This window comes from Buttiauxella sp. A111 (genome assembly GCF_014189855.1).
GTDB classification, from domain to species: domain Bacteria; phylum Pseudomonadota; class Gammaproteobacteria; order Enterobacterales; family Enterobacteriaceae; genus Buttiauxella; species Buttiauxella selenatireducens.
Genome location: NZ_BJFN01000001.1, coordinates 1,279,316 through 1,297,249, shown reverse-complemented (window position 1 = coordinate 1,297,249; position 17,934 = coordinate 1,279,316). Strand labels below are relative to the sequence as shown.

Below are 17,934 nucleotides of genomic sequence, written 5' to 3'. Positions count from 1 at the left end.
CATTTATAAAAAACCCCCGGTTCGAGGGGCGATTTGAGGTTAAGTAAGACATGAGACTGACATCGAAAGGACGTTATGCCGTGACCGCAATGCTTGACGTTGCGTTGAACTCCGAATCAGGTCCAGTGCCGTTGGCTGATATTTCAGAACGTCAGGGAATCTCTCTCTCCTACCTGGAGCAGTTATTCTCCCGCCTGCGTAAAAATGGCCTGGTTGCCAGCGTACGCGGTCCTGGCGGTGGTTATCTGTTAGGTAAAGAAGCAAACAGCATCGCGGTAGGCGAAGTTATCAGCGCCGTAGATGAATCTGTTGATGCGACGCGTTGCCAGGGTAAAGGTGGTTGTCAGGGCGGCGATAAGTGCCTGACTCACGCACTATGGCGCGATCTGAGCGATCGTTTGACCGGTTTTTTAAATAACATCACCTTGGGTGAACTGGTGAATAACCAGGAAGTGTTGGATGTCTCCGGTCGCCAGCATAATGAAAACCATCGCAGTACGCGCTCTCAAGACGCTATCGACGTTAAACTGCGCGCATAAGCACAACAAAAACGAATTTTAGAATCAGACCCGGGAGCCCGTCGCTCCCAGTTAAACAGGTTTGGTTTTTTGCATTGAAGTAGTGATGTACGGAGCTTAAAGAGCAATGAAATTACCGATTTATCTCGATTACTCTGCGACTACGCCGGTTGATCCACGCGTTGCGCAGAAAATGATGCAGTGTTTGACTATGGACGGAACCTTCGGTAACCCGGCTTCTCGTTCTCACCGTTTCGGTTGGCAGGCGGAAGAAGCTGTTGATATCGCCCGTAACCAAATCGCTGAACTGGTTGGTGCAGACCCGCGTGAAATCGTCTTTACCTCCGGCGCTACTGAATCTGATAACCTCGCAATTAAAGGTGCCGCTAACTTCTATCAGAAGAAAGGCAAGCACATCATCACGGTAAAAACCGAACACAAAGCGGTGCTGGATACTTGTCGTCAGCTTGAGCGTGAAGGTTTTGAAGTGACTTACCTGGCACCACAGAGCAACGGTATCGTTGACCTGAATGTGCTGAAAGCTGCGATGCGTGACGACACCATTCTGGTTTCTATCATGCACGTGAATAACGAAATCGGCGTGGTGCAAGATATCGCGGCAATCGGCGAAATGTGCCGTGCGCGTGGCATTATCTATCACGTTGATGCGACTCAAAGTGTAGGCAAACTGCCTATCGACCTGAGCACGCTGAAAGTTGACCTGATGTCCTTCTCTGGTCACAAAATCTATGGCCCGAAAGGGATCGGCGCGCTGTATGTTCGCCGTAAACCACGTATTCGTATCGAAGCACAGGTACACGGTGGCGGTCATGAACGCGGCATGCGTTCTGGTACTCTGCCTGTTCACCAGATTGTCGGCATGGGCGAAGCTTACCGTATCGCGAAAGAAGAGATGGAAACAGAAATGTCCCGTCTGCGCGCGCTGCGTAACCGTCTGTGGAACGGCGTGAAAGATATGGAAGAAGTGTATCTGAACGGCGACCTGGAAAATGGGGTTCCAACGATCCTGAACGTAAGCTTTAACTACGTTGAAGGTGAGTCCCTGATCATGGCGCTCAAAGACCTCGCGGTTTCTTCTGGTTCTGCCTGTACTTCAGCAAGTCTTGAGCCATCCTACGTGCTGCGTGCGCTGGGTATGACTGATGAACTGGCACACAGCTCCATCCGTTTCTCTTTAGGTCGTTTTACTACTGAAGAAGAGATCGACTACACCATCGAATTGGTACGTAAGTCCATTGGCCGTTTGCGCGACCTTTCTCCACTGTGGGAAATGTTCAAGCAGGGCGTGGATCTTAATTCCATCGAATGGGCTCATCATTAATCGGTATCGAATTCAGGAGAATTAAAAATGGCTTATAGCGAAAAAGTAATAGATCACTACGAAAATCCACGCAACGTTGGCTCTTTTGATAACAGCGATGACAGCGTCGGTTCCGGTATGGTGGGTGCGCCTGCTTGTGGTGACGTGATGAAGTTGCAGATTAAAGTCAACAATGAAGGTATTATTGAAGACGCTCGCTTCAAAACCTACGGCTGTGGCTCTGCCATTGCTTCCAGCTCGCTGGTAACCGAATGGGTTAAAGGTAAATCTTTGGATGAAGCGCAAGCCATCAAAAACACCGACATTGCAGAAGAACTTGAACTGCCACCGGTGAAGATTCACTGCTCAATCCTTGCAGAAGACGCTATCAAAGCGGCAATTGCGGATTACAAAAGTAAGCGTGAAGCTAAATAAGTAAGCGTGAGTCTTTTTTAGAATACTTTGAGTTGAGGTCGTTGTATGTCGATTACCCTTAGCGACAGTGCTGCTGCACGCGTGAATGCCTTTCTTGCCAACCGTGGTAAAGGTTTTGGTTTGCGCTTAGGCGTTCGCACCTCTGGCTGCTCTGGCATGGCTTATGTTCTGGAATTTGTTGATGAACCGATGGATGAAGACACCGTGTTCGAAGACAAAGGCGTGAAAGTGGTCGTCGATGGTAAAAGCCTGCAATTTTTGGACGGCACTGAGCTCGACTTCGTCAAAGAAGGTCTGAACGAAGGGTTTAAATTTACTAACCCGAACGTGAAAGATGAGTGCGGCTGCGGCGAAAGCTTCCACGTCTGATTTCAGCTCATTCCCCGCGAGCTAAGGCTTGCGGGGAATGGCGCTTTACCACGTTAACCCTGAGTCTGTTATGGATTACTTTACCCTCTTTGGGTTACCGGTAGGCTTCACTGTCAACACTGAGCTGCTGGCGACCCGTTACCAGGAGCTGCAACGCCAGTTCCATCCGGATAAATACGCCAGCCGCCCTCAGGCGGAACAACTGCTGGCGGTCCAACAATCTGCGACCATCAACCAGGCCTGGCAAACGCTGCGTCATCCGTTGCTGCGTGCCGAGTATATTCTCTCCCTCAACGGTTTTGATCTGGCGAATGAACAGCATACCGTGCGCGACACCGCGTTTTTGATGGAACAACTCGAATTGCGCGAAGAGCTTGATAACATCGAGCACGCCAAAGATAGCGACCGCCTGGAATCCTTTAGTGCCAACGTAAATGCGATGGTGAAAACCCGCATGGCGTTAATGGTGCAACAGCTGGATAATCAGGATTGGACGCAGGCGGCGGATACTGTGCGTAAACTGCGTTTTCTCGATAAACTGCGCAGCCAAATAGAACAACTCGAAGAAAAGCTGCTCGATTTTTAACTGGAAGCTCAATATGGCGTTATTACAAATTAGTGAGCCGGGTCTGAGTGCGGCCCCCCATCAGCGCAAGCTGGCGGTGGGCATCGATTTAGGCACCACCAATTCACTGGTTGCAACAGTTCGTAGTGGGCAAGCCGAAACGCTGCCTGACCATGAAGGGCGTCACCTGTTACCTTCTGTGGTGCACTATCAGCAACAAGGTTTGAACGTGGGCTGGGATGCGCGTGCGCAAGCCGCAACAGATCCAGCAAACACGATCAGTTCGATAAAACGTCTGATGGGCCGTTCGCTTGCTGACATTCAGGCACGCTATCCGCATCTGCCTTATTCACTCCAGCCGAGTGAAAATGGCCTGCCGATGATCAACACCCCGGCCGGGCTGCTGAACCCTATTCGTATTTCATCCGACATCCTCAAGGCTCTTTGTGCACGCGCGACCGAAGCGCTCGAAGGCCAACTTGATGGTGTGGTCATTACCGTTCCTGCTTATTTCGATGATGCACAGCGTCAGGGCACCAAAGACGCGGCGCGTCTGGCTGGGCTGCATGTCCTGCGTTTGCTGAATGAGCCGACCGCAGCGGCTATCGCTTACGGTCTGGATTCCGGTAAAGAAGGTGTGATCGCCGTTTACGATTTGGGCGGCGGCACTTTTGATATCTCTATCCTGCGTTTAAGCCGTGGCGTGTTTGAAGTGCTGGCGACCGGCGGTGATTCTGCGCTGGGCGGCGACGACTTCGACCACCTGCTGGCCGACTGGCTGCGTGAACAAGCGGGCGTTGCTGACCGTAGCGACGATCGCGTCCAACGCCAGTTACTGGATGCCGCAATCGCTGCGAAAATTGCGTTAAGCGATGCACAAAGCACCACTGTTGAAGTGGCGGGCTGGACAGGCACCGTTACTCGCGATCAGTTCAACGAACTGATTGCAGCCCTGGTTAAGCGTACTTTGCTGGCCTGTCGCCGTGCGTTGAAAGACGCCGGTGTCGAGGCTAACGAGGTGCTGGAAGTGGTGATGGTCGGTGGTTCAACGCGCGTGCCATTAGTGCGTGAACGTGTGGGCGAGTTCTTTGGCCGCACCCCACTGACATCTATAGACCCGGATAAAGTTGTCGCTATTGGCGCGGCGATTCAGGCCGATATTCTGGTGGGCAACAAGCCAGACAGCGAAATGCTGCTGCTGGATGTTATCCCGTTGTCGCTCGGTCTTGAAACCATGGGCGGTCTGGTGGAAAAAGTGATTCCGCGTAACACCACCATTCCAGTGGCACGTGCGCAGGATTTCACCACTTTCAAAGATGGTCAAACTGCAATGGCGATTCATGTCATGCAGGGCGAACGTGAGCTGGTGCAGGACTGCCGTTCTCTCGCACGCTTTACGCTGCGTGGCATTCCGGCGATGCCAGCTGGCGGCGCGCATATCCGCGTGACCTTCCAGGTTGATGCTGACGGCTTGCTGAGCGTGACCGCGATGGAGAAATCCACGGGAGTGGAAGCGTCTATTCAGGTGAAGCCTTCTTATGGCCTGAGTGACGGTGAAATTGCCTCGATGATTCAGGATTCCATGAGCTTTGCCGAGCATGACGTGAAAGCACGTATGCTCGCAGAGCAAAAAGTTGACGCGGCCCGCGTGCTGGAAAGCTTGCAAGGTGCGTTGACCTCAGATGGCGCGCTGTTAAGTGCCGCTGAACGTGCTGATATCGACGCTGCGATGGTGGCACTCCATGCTGCCGCTGCGGGTGACGACATCGATGCGATTGAACAAGCCATTAAAAACGTAGACAAACAAACCCAGGATTTCGCCGCTCGTCGTATGGATGAATCAATCCGTAAGGCGCTGAAAGGCCACTCCGTGGACGAGGTTTAACATGCCAAAGATTGTATTTTTGCCTCATCAGGATTTGTGTCCAGATGGCGCAGTTTTGGAAGCAAATGTCGGTGAAACCATTCTTGATGTTGCACTGCGCAACGGTATCGAGATTGAACACGCCTGTGAAAAGTCCTGTGCTTGCACTACCTGCCACTGTGTCGTGCGTGAAGGTTTCGACTCCCTTGCTGAAAGTACGGAAGACGAAGACGACATGCTGGACAAAGCCTGGGGTCTTGAGCCAGAAAGCCGTTTAAGCTGCCAGGCACGCGTCACTGACGAAGACCTGGTCGTTGAGATGCCGCGCTACACCATCAACCATGCGCGTGAGCACTAACAGGAGCCGCAAATGGGACTGAAATGGACCGATAGCCGCGAAATTGGCGAGGCGCTGTACGATAGTCGCCCGGATCTTGACCCGAAGACGGTGCGCTTTACCGATCTTCATCAATGGGTCTGCGATCTGGAAGATTTTGATGACGATCCAAACGCATCCAATGAAAAAATTCTGGAAGCTATTCTGTTAGTCTGGTTAGATGAAGCAGAATGATTTAGGGTATTAGAACAAGGGCTGCCTATGGCAGCCTTTTCTATATGAAGCATGAGCTGAAAAGTATAAGGAAAATAAAATGACAGAAGCCATGAAAATCACCCTTTCTACTACGCCTGCTGACGCGCGTTGGGGTGAGAATGCCGCTTACAGTATCAACGAAGAAGGGATTACCCTGCACCTGACAGGCAAAGATGACCTGGGGTTAATCCAACGTGCGGCGCGTAAAATCGACGGCCAGGGCCTGAAACATGTAGAACTGGCGGGTGAAGGGTGGGATGTAGAAAAGAGCTGGGCATTCTGGCAGGGCTATCGTGCACCAAAAGGCACGCGTAAAGTTGACTGGGCTGTGCTAAGTGAAGAAGAGCAAAAAGAGCTTAACAACCGTCTGAAAATCATCGACTGGGTTCGTCATACCATCAATACCCCAGCAGAAGAACTTGGCCCAGAACAACTCGCTTCACGAGCTGTTGACCTGCTGTGCGATGTTGCATGCAACAACGTTTCATGGCGCATCACTAAAGGCGAAGATCTGCGTGAGCAGAACTACATGGGTATCCATACCGTTGGCCGTGGTTCCGAACGTCCGCCAGTATTGCTGGCACTGGACTACAACCCAACCGGTAACCCAGAAGCACCGGTTTATGCGTGCCTGGTGGGTAAAGGGATCACTTTCGATTCCGGCGGCTACAGCATCAAACAAAGCGCGTTCATGGACTCGATGAAATCTGACATGGGCGGCGCGGCGACCATCACTGGTGCTCTGGCCTTCGCGATTACTCGTGGCCTGAACAAACGCGTCAAATTGTACCTGTGTTGTGCGGACAACCTGATTAGCGGTAATGCCTTCAAACTGGGCGACATCATTAAGTATCGCAACGGCAAAACCGTTGAAATCATGAATACCGATGCGGAAGGTCGTTTGGTTCTGGCTGATGGCCTGATTGATGCGTGTGCGCAAAAACCTGAACTGATCATCGACTGCGCGACGTTAACCGGTGCGGCGAAAACAGCATTGGGTAACGATTACCACGCTCTGTTTAGTTTTGATGATGAGCTGGTAAACCGCCTGATGGCGAGTGCGGCTGCTGAGAACGAGCCATTCTGGCGTCTGCCGTTAGCCGAATTCCATCGCAACCAGTTGCCTTCTAACTTTGCTGAGTTGAACAACACGTCTAACGCCTCCTTCCCGGCGGGTGCGAGTACGGCAGCGGGCTTCTTGTCCCACTTCGTGGAAAATTATCACCAGGGCTGGCTGCACATTGACTGTTCCGCAACCTACCGCAAAGGTGCTGTTGAACAGTGGTCTGCTGGCGCAACAGGCATTGGTGTTCGTGCTATTGCTAACCTGCTGGTGGGTAAATAACTGTTTTTCCCCTTCTCCTGGGGGAGAAGGTCGGGATGAGGGTGACCAGGCTTGATGGTTGCCATCTATGCTTATCCCCTCACCCTAACCCTCTCCCAATGGGAGAGGGGATCAAATATGAATAATCTGGAACGACCATGTCAGAATCAAAAAACGAACTCGAAACCCTGCTTGAGCAGGCAGCGACTGAACCTGCGCATCGCCCTGCATTTTTCCGCGTACTGTTGGAGTCTACGGTTTGGGTGCCAGGCACAGCCGCAGAAGGCGAAGCCATTGATGCCGATAGTGCAGTCGAATTGCAGCACTGGGAAAAAGATGATGGCACTTCTGTCATTCCATTCTTCACCTCTGTTGAAGCACTGCAACAGGCCATCAGCCACGAGCAGGCGTTTGTCGTGATGCCGGTACGCACGCTGTTTGAAATGACGCAGGGTGCAACACTGTTTTTGAATGCTAAATTGCCGTCGGGTAAAGAGTTTACCCCGCGTGAAATCACTCATTTAATCAGCGACGAAAGTGATCCATTAACCCAGCAAGAAGTGCTGGATGGTGGGACATCGTTGCTGCTTTCTGAAGTGGCTGAGCCGCCAGCGCAAATGGTCGATTCGTTAACTACGCTGTTTAAAAACCTGAAAACGGTGAAACGTGCTTTTATTTGCTCGATCAAAGAACGTGCAGATGAACAGCCAAATCTGCTGATTGGTATTGAAGCGGAAGGTGATATTGAAGCGATCATTCGCCAGGCGGGAAGTGTGGCAACGGACACTTTACCAGGTGATGAGCCGGTCGATATTTGCCAGGTGGTAGAAGGTGAGAAGGGCATCAGCCATTTCATGATGGCGCATATTACGCCCTTCTATGAACGCCGCTGGGGTAGCTTCTTGCGCGATTTCAAAACCAATCGAATCATCTGATTTGCGGTTGTAGCAAGCACGAGCTGTAGGGGCTGAATCTCTAAGAAACAGCCGCGTTATTAGCTCGTAGCCTGCAACAGCAATAAATCTATCAGCATCACCAGATTAGACTCAAACGAGGTGATCCCTGCGGCTTCTGCTGCATAGTGGATTGCCTCGTCGTAAAGTTGAAAATGCACATCCGCAAGTTCGGACAAACTGTTCGACGATGCGCGAGTAAATGCCACAATCGTCATTCCAACATTCTGTGCAATCCGCGCTTTATCCAATACCTGTTCAGTTTCGCCACTCCGAGAAATGGCGATAAATACCTGGTACTTGGACGCATTGCTCAGGAAAATCCCCCGACTATCGCCCGGCCCGGAGATAAACGCAGTTTTGCCCAGCACCTGAAGTTTCTTGGTGAGATATTCAGCAAACAGATAGGAAAAACCCGCGCCGTATAAAAAGAAGCTCTCTTTTTCGCGCAGCAATGTCGCGAATTGTTCCATCAACCCGGGAGTCACCCAACGGAAGGTTTGCTGGTAATTAGCAACAAACTCATCGAACAAAACCGGGAGTGTGGTCGCGGGCTGCATGGGTTGCTGAGAAATATGCGGCGCGTTGGAAAGCAGTTGTTTGCAGTGCCAGATAAGTTCACTGAAACCACTAAAACCAAGCTTATGACACAGCCGCATAATGGTCGCGCTGGAGACAAACGTCTCTTGTGCAAGTTCGCGAACCGTGATGTTGCCGACCAGCAAAGGGTGGTTAGTTAAGTGCGAGAGAACGCGATACTCAGCGCGGGTTAAAGACTCCCCGCGCTCAAGCAGGCCGACCAGGCGGTTATCCATTACTGAGATTGTGCTGGTTCGACAGGTAAATCAGGGCGTGCACCCCATTCACTCCAGGAACCGTCATACAACGAAACACCGTTGACGCCAAGCGTAGCCAATGCGAGTACGACCACCGCCGCAGTGACGCCCGAACCACAACTGGCGATAACGGGTTTATCAAAACTCACACCCTGGCGGGTAAAAATTTCATTCAACTCATCGGTGGTTTTCAACTGGCCATTTTCTACCAGTGAGTTCCACGGCACGTTTAGTGCGCCCGGAATATGCCCGCGTCTTAAACCAGGACGTGGTTCGTCAACTTGTGCATTAAAGCGTGGGGCAGGGCGAGCATCCACGATTTGCGCGGTGCCTTCATGGCTGACCAGCAGGACATCGGTCAGACGTTTAATGACGAGGGGATCGAAATTCACATCGAACTCACCTTCCGCTAATTCAACATCACCTTTTTCGAGAGGTAATTCTTCGCGCTGCCAGTCGGCTAAACCCCCGGCCAGAATCGAGACTTTCTCTGCGCCAAAAGTACGCAACATCCACCATGCACGCGGGGCAGAGAACAGATTTCCTTCATCGTAAACAATCAGATGTTTGTCCTGGCTGATACCTAACTCGCGCATTGCGACGGCGAAGGCTTCTGCGCGCGGCATCATATGCGGCAGGGGGCTGGTGTGATCGGAAAGAGCTTCAATATCAAAAAATACAGCGCCGGGCAGATGGCCTGCGCGGTATTCACCAGGTACATCACGATGTTCCTGGTCAGGAGGAGCCATGCGAGCATCAATAATCTGGATACTCGCATCATTAACATGTTCTGCGAGCCAGTCGCCCGCAACGAAGAAAGTAGTGGACATAGTTGCCGTTGCCTCCGATTTATTGCTTATTACCGGATTGTCGGTGTTTTTAGCTAAACCGACAAGCAACTATATCCAGGTGCGCGAGGTGTCTCGAATTTCTTGAAAAAAGAAGCCTATTTCACCGCTTCGCCATCTTTCCACGCCTGTTGAAGCTGCGGCCAGTAATCACGGTTAGCTTCAATCATATCGTCAAGAATCGCTTTCGCATGCTGCATGGTTGGCACGGTGCGGTTAAGCGTAAACGCCTGTAGTGCCTTTTCGTAGCTGCCTTCAATCGTCGCTTCAACCAGCAATTGCTCTGAGGCTAACTGCTGCATCAACAACGTCTGGTGGAAGAGAGGGACTGCACCCATGCGCACCGGCTCCGGCCCTTCGGATGTGATGTACGCAGGGACTTCTACCATTGCGTCATACGGCAGATTTGCAATCGCGCCTTTGTTTTCCACAATCACCAGATGGCGTTGGCGCAAATCAAAGGCCAGGGAACAGGCGACATCAACGATAAACGCACCGTGTACACCGACGTGGAATGCATCCGGCAAAATCCCCGTGTTTTTATATTCCTCGGCGGCGGCAAACAGTTTCTTCTCACGCCCATCCATGACTTCATTAGCGCGAGTGTAGTCAGGGTTTTGATGCTCTACGATTTCGTTTGGCATCAGGTAATACTGCAAATAAGGGTTTGGCAGGTATTCCGGGAAATTATCCATAATTGGTTTGATATTACGCCAGGTTTTCACCCACGACGGATCGGAATGTTGCGGGTCAGTTTGCGCGGCGTCTTCGGTCAGAAGACCAAACTTAGCGATATGACGGCGCAATTCCGGCAGGCGGTCTTCCCCATCAACCAGCACACGGGTAAACCAACCAAAATGGTTCAGACCGAAGTAATCAACTTCCAGTTTATGGCGATCGACGCCGAGGATAGCGCCCATGTTACGCATGGCGGCGACGGGCATATCACAAATGTTCAGCACGCGAGCCTTCGGGCGCAGACGGCGCACGCCTTCAGCAACAATAGCTGCCGGGTTTGAATAGTTCACAATCCACGCTTTTTGATGCGCATAACGCTCAACAAAATCGCATAATTCAACCATCGGTAAAATGGTACGCAGACCATACGCCAGGCCACCGGGGCCACAGGTTTCTTGCCCAACAACGCCATGACGTAATGGGATCTTTTCATCCTGCTCACGCATTTTATATTGACCAACGCGCATCTGAGCGAAAACAAAATGGGCGCCGCTGAAGGCGACTTCAGGGTCAGTAGTGACGGTGAATTTAATATTTTGGCTATGGTCACGAATGACTTTCTCAACCACTGGAGCAATGATCGACTGGCGCTCTCCATCAATATCGTAGAGGCGAATTTCAGCTAATGGGAAATCGGCCAGGCGCACCATCAGGCTCTTAACAATGCCCGGTGTGTAAGTGCTACCACCACCGGCAATGGACAAAATAAATGGGGGTTTAAACATCATTGGCTCCTTTAGAGATACGTCTCTACTGCTTCTCGCATTTTTTTGACATGCAGCCCGTAGACCACCTGAACGTTATTACCTTGTTTAATCACCCCTTTCGCGCCAGTCGATTTCAGGCGGGGCTCATCGATAACTGAAACATCGCGTACCGTCACTCGCAGGCGGGTGTAACAGTTGTCGACCACTTCGATATTGGCTCGTCCACCAAGACCCTCAATAATGGCTTCACCCAATCCATCGTTGCTGCCTTTGGCTTGATACTCTTGTTTGGTAAACAGTTTTGTTTCTTGCTCGTCGTCCTCACGCCCCGGCGTTTTCATATCGAAGCGGCGAATAAGGAAGCGGAACACCAGGAAGTAGATAACCGACATCGTTAGCCCGACGACGATGTACATCGGCCAGTTGGACTTCTCGGTGCCAAGCGGCAGGTTATAAAGAATGAAATCGATAATCCCGTTAGCCCCGATAGCGTGAACACCTAACAGGTAGAACAGCATCATGCCGATGCCGGTCAGAACGGCATGCACGCCAAACAACATAGGGGCGACAAACAGGAATGAAAACTCAAGCGGCTCCGTCACACCAACCAGCAAAGACGTCAGCGCAGCTGGGATGAGAATCGCTTTCGCCGCCGCTTTGCGCTCAGGTTTAGCGGTCATATACATGGCGAATGCTGCAGCAGGAAGACCGAACATTTTGCTGATGCCGCGAGCATCCCACACCACAGTGCTGCTGAGTTGATGAACGCTCGGACAGGCCATTTCAGCGAAATAAATATTGCGTGCGCCCTGGTAAATATTGCCGCAAACATCGGCCGTACCACCTAATTCGGTGTACAGGAAAGGCGTATAGACCAGGTGATGGAGACCGGTTGGCACCAGAATGCGCTCGAGGAAGCCATAGATAGCTACGCCAAATGCTCCCGCCCCTTTAATCGCTAATGCCAGCGCGCTGATTCCATGTTGAGCAAATGGCCAGAGTTCACTCATCACAACGCCGAGTAACATCGAAACCGGCAGCATGATAATGGCGACGAAGCAGTGCCCAGAGTAAATGGCCATCGCACCTGAAAATTGTACGCTGGAGTAACGGTTGTACAGATATCCCGACAGCGCGCCGGTGAGGATCCCGGCAAATACGCCCATCTCAAGCACCTGTACGCCCAACACCATACTTTGCCCTGCGGTGCGCATCTGGTCGGCAGGAGCCAGTTCTCCCTGAAGTTGTAGCGTTACGTTCATCGCATTAATAAATACGATAAAAGTGACCAGGCCAATCAATGCGGCATACCCTTTGTCTTTTGCCGCAAGACCAATGGGAATGCCTACGCCAAATACCAGTGCCAGGTTGGCCAGCACCGATACCGCTGATTTGGAGATGAGAACACCGGTGTGCTGAAGAGAAGGGTGGCTGAGGAACGGTAAATATTCAGCCAGATTGCCATTGCCCAATACATTACCGAACGCGATAAATAAACCGACGATCGGCAAAATAAGCACTGGGCCATAGAGCGATTTTCCGAAATTTTGTAGGGCGTTAACGGCACTTTTCATTTAGCAGTCTCTTATTATCACTTTAGCTAAACACCGCGTCGAGGCAGCGACTCAGCACAAAATGTAGCAAGAATCATGACTGGCTTTCCATCTATCTTATTGTTTTAAAAACAAATGACTTAGAAGGTAACATGTAACCTTTCAGGATGTGATCGCGCTTCCACTTTGCAACAGAAATTCAGTTGTAACAGTTGCACAATTCAATGTTTCCTTTGCGAGAAAACGCGCAATGCAGAGTTTTCATACTTTCGTTTTTTTAATGTACCCGCATAATACATGTACAACGTTGTGGGCTAATGGGCCGTATCGGCCAGGGATAAAACATGAGAGCAATGCGTCTGGGTGCGCTGGCGGTGACGCTAGTGGCGGCTTTGGCCCTTTCAGGGTGCGACAATAACGACAAACCTCAGCCGGTGGCGAAAAACGATAGCGCGTCCCAGCAAAGTGCGGCTCCAGCGGTAAAGCCGGACGCCTCACAACTCGAAAAGTTAGCGAAGGATTCGGCTGGCAAATCGTTGAAATTGCTGGATGCCTCCGAGGTTCAGCTTGATGGCGCAGCCACGCTGGTTGTCACCTTCTCCATTCCACTCGATCCCAATCAAGACTTCTCCCGCGTGGCTCATTTGGTGGATAAGACCAGCGGTAAAGTGGACGGCGCGTGGGAACTTTCAGCTGACCTAAAAGAATTACGTTTGCGCCATCTTGAGCCTAAACGTGAACTGATACTGACAGTTGATAGCGGTTTGCTTGCTCTCAATAAAACGACTTTTGACAGCCCCTTCGAGAAACAAATTTCGACACGTGATATTCAGCCAAGCGTTGGGTTTGCCAGCCGGGGTTCTTTGCTGCCAACCAAAGTGATTGCAGGTTTGCCGGTGATGGCACTCAACGTCGATAAAATTGACGTCAATTTTTACCGGATTAAAAGCGAATCGTTAAGCTCATTCATCAGTCAGTGGCAATACCGAAACTCAGTCTCTAACTGGGAATCAGACAATTTACTCAAGCTTGCAGATTTGGTTTACAGCGGCAGGTTTGACCTCAATCCTGCGCGCAATACCCGTGAAAAACTGCTGCTACCGCTAGGTGAAATCAAACCGCTGCAACAACCTGGCGTCTATATCGCGATTATGAATCAGGCCGGTCATTACAGTTATAGCAATGCCGCAACATTGTTTACGTTAAGCGACATCGGGGTGTCCGTACACCGCTACCATGACCGGTTAGATGTCTTCACCCAAAGCCTGGAAAATGGTGCGGCACAGTCCAGTGTGGAAATCTCCCTGCTTGATGAAAAAGGACAAACCCTGGCACAAGCGAAGAGCGATGGTGATGGCCACGCTACGCTTGAAAAACCAGGCAAAGGGACGTTATTACTCGCGCGTACTGCCGAACAAACAACGCTTCTGGATTTGAGCCGCCCGGCACTGGATCTGGCTGAATTCGATATTGCCGGAGATGCTGGGTTCACTAAGCAATTCTTTATGTTTGGCCCAAGGGATCTTTATCGTCCGGGTGAAACCGTTCTGCTTAATGCTTTACTGCGCGATAGCGATGGGAAAGCACTGCCTGCTCAACCGGTAAAACTGGAAGTGGTGAAGCCGGACGGCCAGGTCGCCAGAACGCAAGTCTGGCAACCAGAAAAGGGTTTTTATCAATTCAGCTACCCATTGAATCCGAATGTGCAAACCGGCAACTGGCAGGTGCGCGTGAATACCGGCGATAACCAGCCACGTATTTGGTCATTTAAAGTTGAAGACTTCATGCCAGAGCGTATGGCACTGAATATCAAGGGTAATAAGGATCCCGTCAGCCCTGATGAATCTGTGAGCTTCCAGATTACAGGTCGTTATCTGTACGGTGCACCAGCGTCCGGTAACAATCTGCAAGGACAGCTGTTCTTACGCCCGCTTCGTGAAGCGGTGTCTGCTCTACCAGGGTTCCAGTTTGGCGATATAAACGAAGAAAACCTCTCTCGTAATCTCGATGAAGTCCAGCTCCAGCTTGATGAGCAAGGTAAAACAACAGTCAGTACCGATAGCCAATGGGCTGATGTCCATTCGCCATTACGATTGGTGCTACAAGCCAGTTTGCTGGAATCGGGTGGCCGTCCAGTGACGCGTCGTGCTGAACAAGCTATCTGGCCAGACGACGCGCTGCCCGGCATTCGCCCGCAATTTGCCAGCAAAGAGATCTACGATTACCGAACTGACAGCACCCGTACTCAACCTATCGCTGATGAAGATACTAATGCCGGTTTTGACATTGTTTATGCCAATGCAAAAGGGGAAAAATTGGCGGTTTCTGGGCTTGATGTGCGGCTCATCCGCGAGCGCCGGGATTACTTCTGGAGCTGGGAAGAGGGTGAAGGCTGGCAGTCTCAATATGACCAGAAAGATCTCATCGAAGCAGAGCAAAAACTCACGCTTGCAGCGGGTGAAACCGGCAAAGTGGCTTTCCCTGTTGAATGGGGGTCCTACCGTCTTGAAGTACGTGATCCGGAGACAAACAATCTCAGCAGCATGCGTTTCTGGGCGGGTTACAGTTGGCAAGACAACAGTGACGGTGAAGGCGCTGTACGACCAGACCGCGTGACGCTGAAAATAGATAAACCAACTTATAAGCCTGGCGATACGATTAATCTGCATATTTCTGCCCCTGCGGCGGGAAAAGGCTACGCGATGGTGGAATCCAGCGATGGTCCACTGTGGTGGAAAGAAATTAATGTGCCAGAAAAAGGCCTGGATATCGCAATTCCAGTGGATAAAAGTTGGCAACGGCACGACCTGTATTTGAGCACGTTGGTGATACGGCCTGGTGATAAGAGTCGTTCGGCAACACCAAAACGCGCAGTCGGTATTTTGCATCTTCCACTGGCTGATGAAAGCCGCCGACTTGGGCTTACGTTAGAAGCCCCCGCTAAAATGCGCCCGAATCAGAACCTGACAGTGAAAGTAAAAACCCAGCCTATTAACGGGGAAATGCCGAAGCAAATTAATGTTCTGGTTTCCGCCGTGGATAGCGGGGTACTGAATATTACTGACTACAAAACGCCAGACCCGTGGGAGGCCTTCTTTGGCCGTAAACGTTACGGCGCGGATTTATACGATATCTACGGTCAGGTGATTGAAGGGGAAGGGCGTTTAGCAGCATTACGCTTTGGTGGTGATGGTGATGAAGGGGATGCATTAAGCCGGGGCGGTAAAAAACCGGTTAATCATGTCACGATCATTGCCCAACAAGCTCAGCGAGTACAGCTGGACGAAAAAGGTGAAGGCACGGTTGCGCTCCCTGTAGGCGATTTCAACGGCGAGTTGCGTGTCATGGCGCAAGCCTGGACCGATGACCGTTTTGGTAATAGCGAGAATAAAGTGGTGGTTGCTGCGCCACTTGTGACGGAACTGGCTGCGCCGCGCTTTATGGCGAGCGGTGATAGCAGTCGTTTAGCGATGGATCTCACTAACCTCACCGACCAACCGCAACAGCTGAATGTAAACCTGAACACCAGCGGCTTGCTTTCGCTGGACTCAGCGGCATCACAAACCGTGAAATTGATGCCGGGCGCGCGTAAAACATTGTTTATCTCAGTCCGCGCGTTGGATGGTTTTGGCGATGGGCAACTCAACGCGCAAATCAATGGCGTCAACTTACCTGGCGAAACATTTGCAGCCCTGCAAAAACAGTGGACCTTATCTGTGCGTCCTCCGTTCCCGGCTCAAAGTATCAACAGTGGTGCTGTACTTGCTCCCGGTGAAGTGTGGGATATTCCGCCACGTCATATTTCCGGTTTAGCTCCTGCAACACTTGAAGGACAGGTATTACTCAGTGGTCGCCCGCCGCTAAACCTGGCGCGTTATATCCGTGAGCTTAAAGCGTATCCGTATGGTTGCCTTGAACAAACGACCAGTGGCCTGTTCCCTTCGCTTTATACCAATCAGGCACAGCTTGCCGCTCTGGGGATAAAAGGAACCACTGATGAGCAGCGTCGTGCAGCAATCGATCTGGGAATCTCTCGTCTGCTCGATATGCAGCGCGATAACGGCAGCTTTGGTTTATGGGACAAAGAAGGGCCGGAAGAGTACTGGCTAACGGCTTATGTGACTGATTTCCTGGTCCGTGCTAGCGAGCAAGGTTACAGCGTTAATGTTGATTCGCTCAATAAAGCCAATCAGCGTCTGCTGCGCTACCTTCAGGATTCAGGGCTAATTGCACTGCGTTATAGCGATGATGCCGCTGCCAGTAAATTTGCGATTCAAGCCTATGCAGGCCAGGTTTTAGCGCGTCAGCAAAAAGCACCTCTTGGGGCGTTGCGTGATCTTTGGCAGCGTCATAGCACTGCCCGTGCCGGCTTGCCGCTGGTGCAACTTGGCGTGGCGTTGAAGTTAATGGGAGATGCACCGCGTGGCGAAGAAGCTATCAAGTTAGGTTTGCAAACCCGCCGTAGCGACGAGCGAATCTGGATGGCTGATTACGGTAGCGAATTGCGTGATAAAGCAATGGTTCTCAGTCTTCTGGAGGAGAACAAATTGCTACCAGACCAGCAAAGTAACTTGCTGTCTGATCTCTCTAACCTCGCCTTTAGCCAACGCTGGCTTTCGACACAGGAAAGTAACGCACTCTTCCTGGCTGGCCGTAACTGGCAAACGGTGAAAGGAGATTGGCAAGCGCAGGTCTCCTTTACTGACGAACCACTGGCGAGTGGGCAATCAATGACACGTAATTTGACAGCCGAACAGCTCAATAGCCTGCAAGTGACTAACACTGGCCCGGGCAATCTTTATCTCCGCCTGGACAGCGCGGGTTATCCGCAACAGTCTCCAGCACCATATAGCAATGTGTTGCACATTGAGCGCCATTTCCTGGATGCAAAAGGTAACAGCAAATCGCTGTCAGAGCTGAAAAGCGGTGAGCTAGTGATGGTCTGGTTAGATGTTTGGGCGGATAAAAATGTGCCTGATGCGCTGGTGGTCGATCTACTGCCTGCCGGGCTTGAACTGGAAAATCAGAACCTGTCAGAGAGCAGCGCCAGCCTGAGCGAAAGCGATAATCAGGTTCAGGGGTTACTGAGTCAGATGCAACAGGCGGATATTCAGCACATGGAATTCCGTGATGATCGCTTTGTTGCGGCATTGCCACTCAATGAAAGCCAGCATGCGACACTGGTTTACCTGGCGCGAGCGGTGACTCCAGGGACGTATCAGGTGCCGGTTTCTCAAGTGGAATCGATGTATGTTCCGCAGTGGCGGGCAACAGGAGCCAGCACCGGCATGCTGACTATTCATCCGTAACA

General features: G+C 51.4%; 15 protein-coding genes. 11 read left to right on the top strand and 4 right to left on the bottom strand.

The features are described 5' to 3' along the window. The first annotated feature begins 50 nt into the window (after nucleotides 1-50). From iscR to sseB, 10 genes are all read left to right on the top strand, one after another. Entirely contained in the window at nucleotides 51-539 is a 489-nt protein-coding gene (gene iscR, locus BSPA111_RS05880; protein ID WP_183270206.1) for a Fe-S cluster assembly transcriptional regulator IscR, read from the top strand. 106 nt (nucleotides 540-645) lie between these two features. Then, entirely contained in the window at nucleotides 646-1,860 is a 1,215-nt protein-coding gene (gene iscS, locus BSPA111_RS05875) for a cysteine desulfurase (RefSeq protein ID WP_183270205.1), read from the top strand. Between the two features lie 27 nt (nucleotides 1,861-1,887). Next, complete coding sequence (gene iscU / locus BSPA111_RS05870; protein WP_015703172.1) at nucleotides 1,888-2,274, top strand: Fe-S cluster assembly scaffold IscU; 387 nt, start codon at nucleotides 1,888-1,890, stop codon at nucleotides 2,272-2,274. Between the two features lie 45 nt (nucleotides 2,275-2,319). After that, on the top strand, nucleotides 2,320-2,643 hold the full coding sequence (gene iscA, locus BSPA111_RS05865) for an iron-sulfur cluster assembly protein IscA (protein ID WP_183270204.1): 324 nt from the start codon (nucleotides 2,320-2,322) through the stop codon (nucleotides 2,641-2,643). A gap of 70 nt (nucleotides 2,644-2,713) precedes the next feature. After that, the gene (gene hscB, locus BSPA111_RS05860) at nucleotides 2,714-3,229 is read left to right on the top strand and encodes a co-chaperone HscB (protein ID WP_183270203.1); all 516 of its coding nucleotides are present in this window, start codon (nucleotides 2,714-2,716) and stop codon (nucleotides 3,227-3,229) included. A gap of 13 nt (nucleotides 3,230-3,242) precedes the next feature. Continuing rightward, on the top strand, nucleotides 3,243-5,093 hold the full coding sequence (hscA, locus tag BSPA111_RS05855) for a Fe-S protein assembly chaperone HscA (protein WP_183270202.1): 1,851 nt from the start codon (nucleotides 3,243-3,245) through the stop codon (nucleotides 5,091-5,093). 1 nt (nucleotide 5,094) lies between these two features. Continuing rightward, nucleotides 5,095-5,430 (top strand): ISC system 2Fe-2S type ferredoxin, encoded by a 336-nt coding sequence (gene fdx / locus BSPA111_RS05850; protein ID WP_034459208.1) that lies wholly within the window; start codon nucleotides 5,095-5,097, stop codon nucleotides 5,428-5,430. Between the two features lie 12 nt (nucleotides 5,431-5,442). Continuing rightward, entirely contained in the window at nucleotides 5,443-5,643 is a 201-nt protein-coding gene (iscX, locus tag BSPA111_RS05845) for a Fe-S cluster assembly protein IscX (RefSeq protein ID WP_183270201.1), read from the top strand. Between the two features lie 79 nt (nucleotides 5,644-5,722). Beyond that, nucleotides 5,723-7,009: an aminopeptidase PepB gene (gene pepB, locus BSPA111_RS05840; RefSeq protein ID WP_183270200.1), complete on the top strand. Its 1,287-nt coding sequence runs from the start codon at nucleotides 5,723-5,725 to the stop codon at nucleotides 7,007-7,009. A 137-nt stretch (nucleotides 7,010-7,146) separates the two neighbouring features. Further along, the gene (sseB, locus tag BSPA111_RS05835; RefSeq protein WP_183270199.1) at nucleotides 7,147-7,923 is read left to right on the top strand and encodes an enhanced serine sensitivity protein SseB; all 777 of its coding nucleotides are present in this window, start codon (nucleotides 7,147-7,149) and stop codon (nucleotides 7,921-7,923) included. A 59-nt stretch (nucleotides 7,924-7,982) separates the two neighbouring features. Here sseB and BSPA111_RS05830 read toward each other — a convergent pair whose 3' ends face one another. The 4 genes from BSPA111_RS05830 to BSPA111_RS05815 form a co-directional block, all read right to left on the bottom strand. Beyond that, complete coding sequence (locus BSPA111_RS05830) at nucleotides 7,983-8,756, bottom strand: MurR/RpiR family transcriptional regulator (RefSeq protein WP_183270198.1); 774 nt, start codon at nucleotides 8,754-8,756, stop codon at nucleotides 7,983-7,985. Next, nucleotides 8,756-9,607 carry a 3-mercaptopyruvate sulfurtransferase gene (gene sseA / locus BSPA111_RS05825; protein ID WP_183270197.1) on the bottom strand — a complete coding sequence of 284 codons (852 nt, stop codon included), beginning with the start codon at nucleotides 9,605-9,607 and terminating at the stop codon, nucleotides 8,756-8,758. Before sseA ends, BSPA111_RS05830 begins: the two co-directional genes overlap by 1 nt. 116 nt (nucleotides 9,608-9,723) lie before the next feature. Further along, nucleotides 9,724-11,088, bottom strand: a complete 1,365-nt coding sequence (locus BSPA111_RS05820; RefSeq protein WP_183270304.1) for a 6-phospho-alpha-glucosidase — start codon at nucleotides 11,086-11,088, stop codon at nucleotides 9,724-9,726. A gap of 11 nt (nucleotides 11,089-11,099) precedes the next feature. Next, nucleotides 11,100-12,644, bottom strand: coding sequence for a PTS transporter subunit EIIC (locus tag BSPA111_RS05815; protein ID WP_183270196.1), 1,545 nt, complete (start codon nucleotides 12,642-12,644; stop codon nucleotides 11,100-11,102). A gap of 323 nt (nucleotides 12,645-12,967) precedes the next feature. Between BSPA111_RS05815 and BSPA111_RS05810 the strand changes: the two genes are divergently transcribed. Beyond that, nucleotides 12,968-17,932 carry an alpha-2-macroglobulin gene (locus BSPA111_RS05810; RefSeq protein WP_183270195.1) on the top strand — a complete coding sequence of 1,655 codons (4,965 nt, stop codon included), beginning with the start codon at nucleotides 12,968-12,970 and terminating at the stop codon, nucleotides 17,930-17,932. Nucleotides 17,933-17,934: the final 2 nt, after the last annotated feature.

What these genes read in the sequence shown, in the direction of transcription:
- BSPA111_RS05820 (WP_183270304.1), bottom strand. Translation starts at nt 11,088, where the DNA reads ATGTTTAAACCCCCATTTATTTTGTCCATTGCCGGTGGTGGTAGCACT.
- hscB (WP_183270203.1), top strand. Translation starts at nt 2,714, where the DNA reads ATGGATTACTTTACCCTCTTTGGGTTACCGGTAGGCTTCACTGTCAAC.
- BSPA111_RS05830 (WP_183270198.1), bottom strand. Translation starts at nt 8,756, where the DNA reads ATGGATAACCGCCTGGTCGGCCTGCTTGAGCGCGGGGAGTCTTTAACC.
- sseB (WP_183270199.1), top strand. Translation starts at nt 7,147, where the DNA reads ATGTCAGAATCAAAAAACGAACTCGAAACCCTGCTTGAGCAGGCAGCG.
- BSPA111_RS05815 (WP_183270196.1), bottom strand. Translation starts at nt 12,644, where the DNA reads ATGAAAAGTGCCGTTAACGCCCTACAAAATTTCGGAAAATCGCTCTAT.
- pepB (WP_183270200.1), top strand. Translation starts at nt 5,723, where the DNA reads ATGACAGAAGCCATGAAAATCACCCTTTCTACTACGCCTGCTGACGCG.
- iscA (WP_183270204.1), top strand. Translation starts at nt 2,320, where the DNA reads ATGTCGATTACCCTTAGCGACAGTGCTGCTGCACGCGTGAATGCCTTT.
- iscS (WP_183270205.1), top strand. Translation starts at nt 646, where the DNA reads ATGAAATTACCGATTTATCTCGATTACTCTGCGACTACGCCGGTTGAT.
- hscA (WP_183270202.1), top strand. Translation starts at nt 3,243, where the DNA reads ATGGCGTTATTACAAATTAGTGAGCCGGGTCTGAGTGCGGCCCCCCAT.
- iscX (WP_183270201.1), top strand. Translation starts at nt 5,443, where the DNA reads ATGGGACTGAAATGGACCGATAGCCGCGAAATTGGCGAGGCGCTGTAC.
- iscU (WP_015703172.1), top strand. Translation starts at nt 1,888, where the DNA reads ATGGCTTATAGCGAAAAAGTAATAGATCACTACGAAAATCCACGCAAC.
- sseA (WP_183270197.1), bottom strand. Translation starts at nt 9,607, where the DNA reads ATGTCCACTACTTTCTTCGTTGCGGGCGACTGGCTCGCAGAACATGTT.
- fdx (WP_034459208.1), top strand. Translation starts at nt 5,095, where the DNA reads ATGCCAAAGATTGTATTTTTGCCTCATCAGGATTTGTGTCCAGATGGC.
- BSPA111_RS05810 (WP_183270195.1), top strand. Translation starts at nt 12,968, where the DNA reads ATGAGAGCAATGCGTCTGGGTGCGCTGGCGGTGACGCTAGTGGCGGCT.
- iscR (WP_183270206.1), top strand. Translation starts at nt 51, where the DNA reads ATGAGACTGACATCGAAAGGACGTTATGCCGTGACCGCAATGCTTGAC.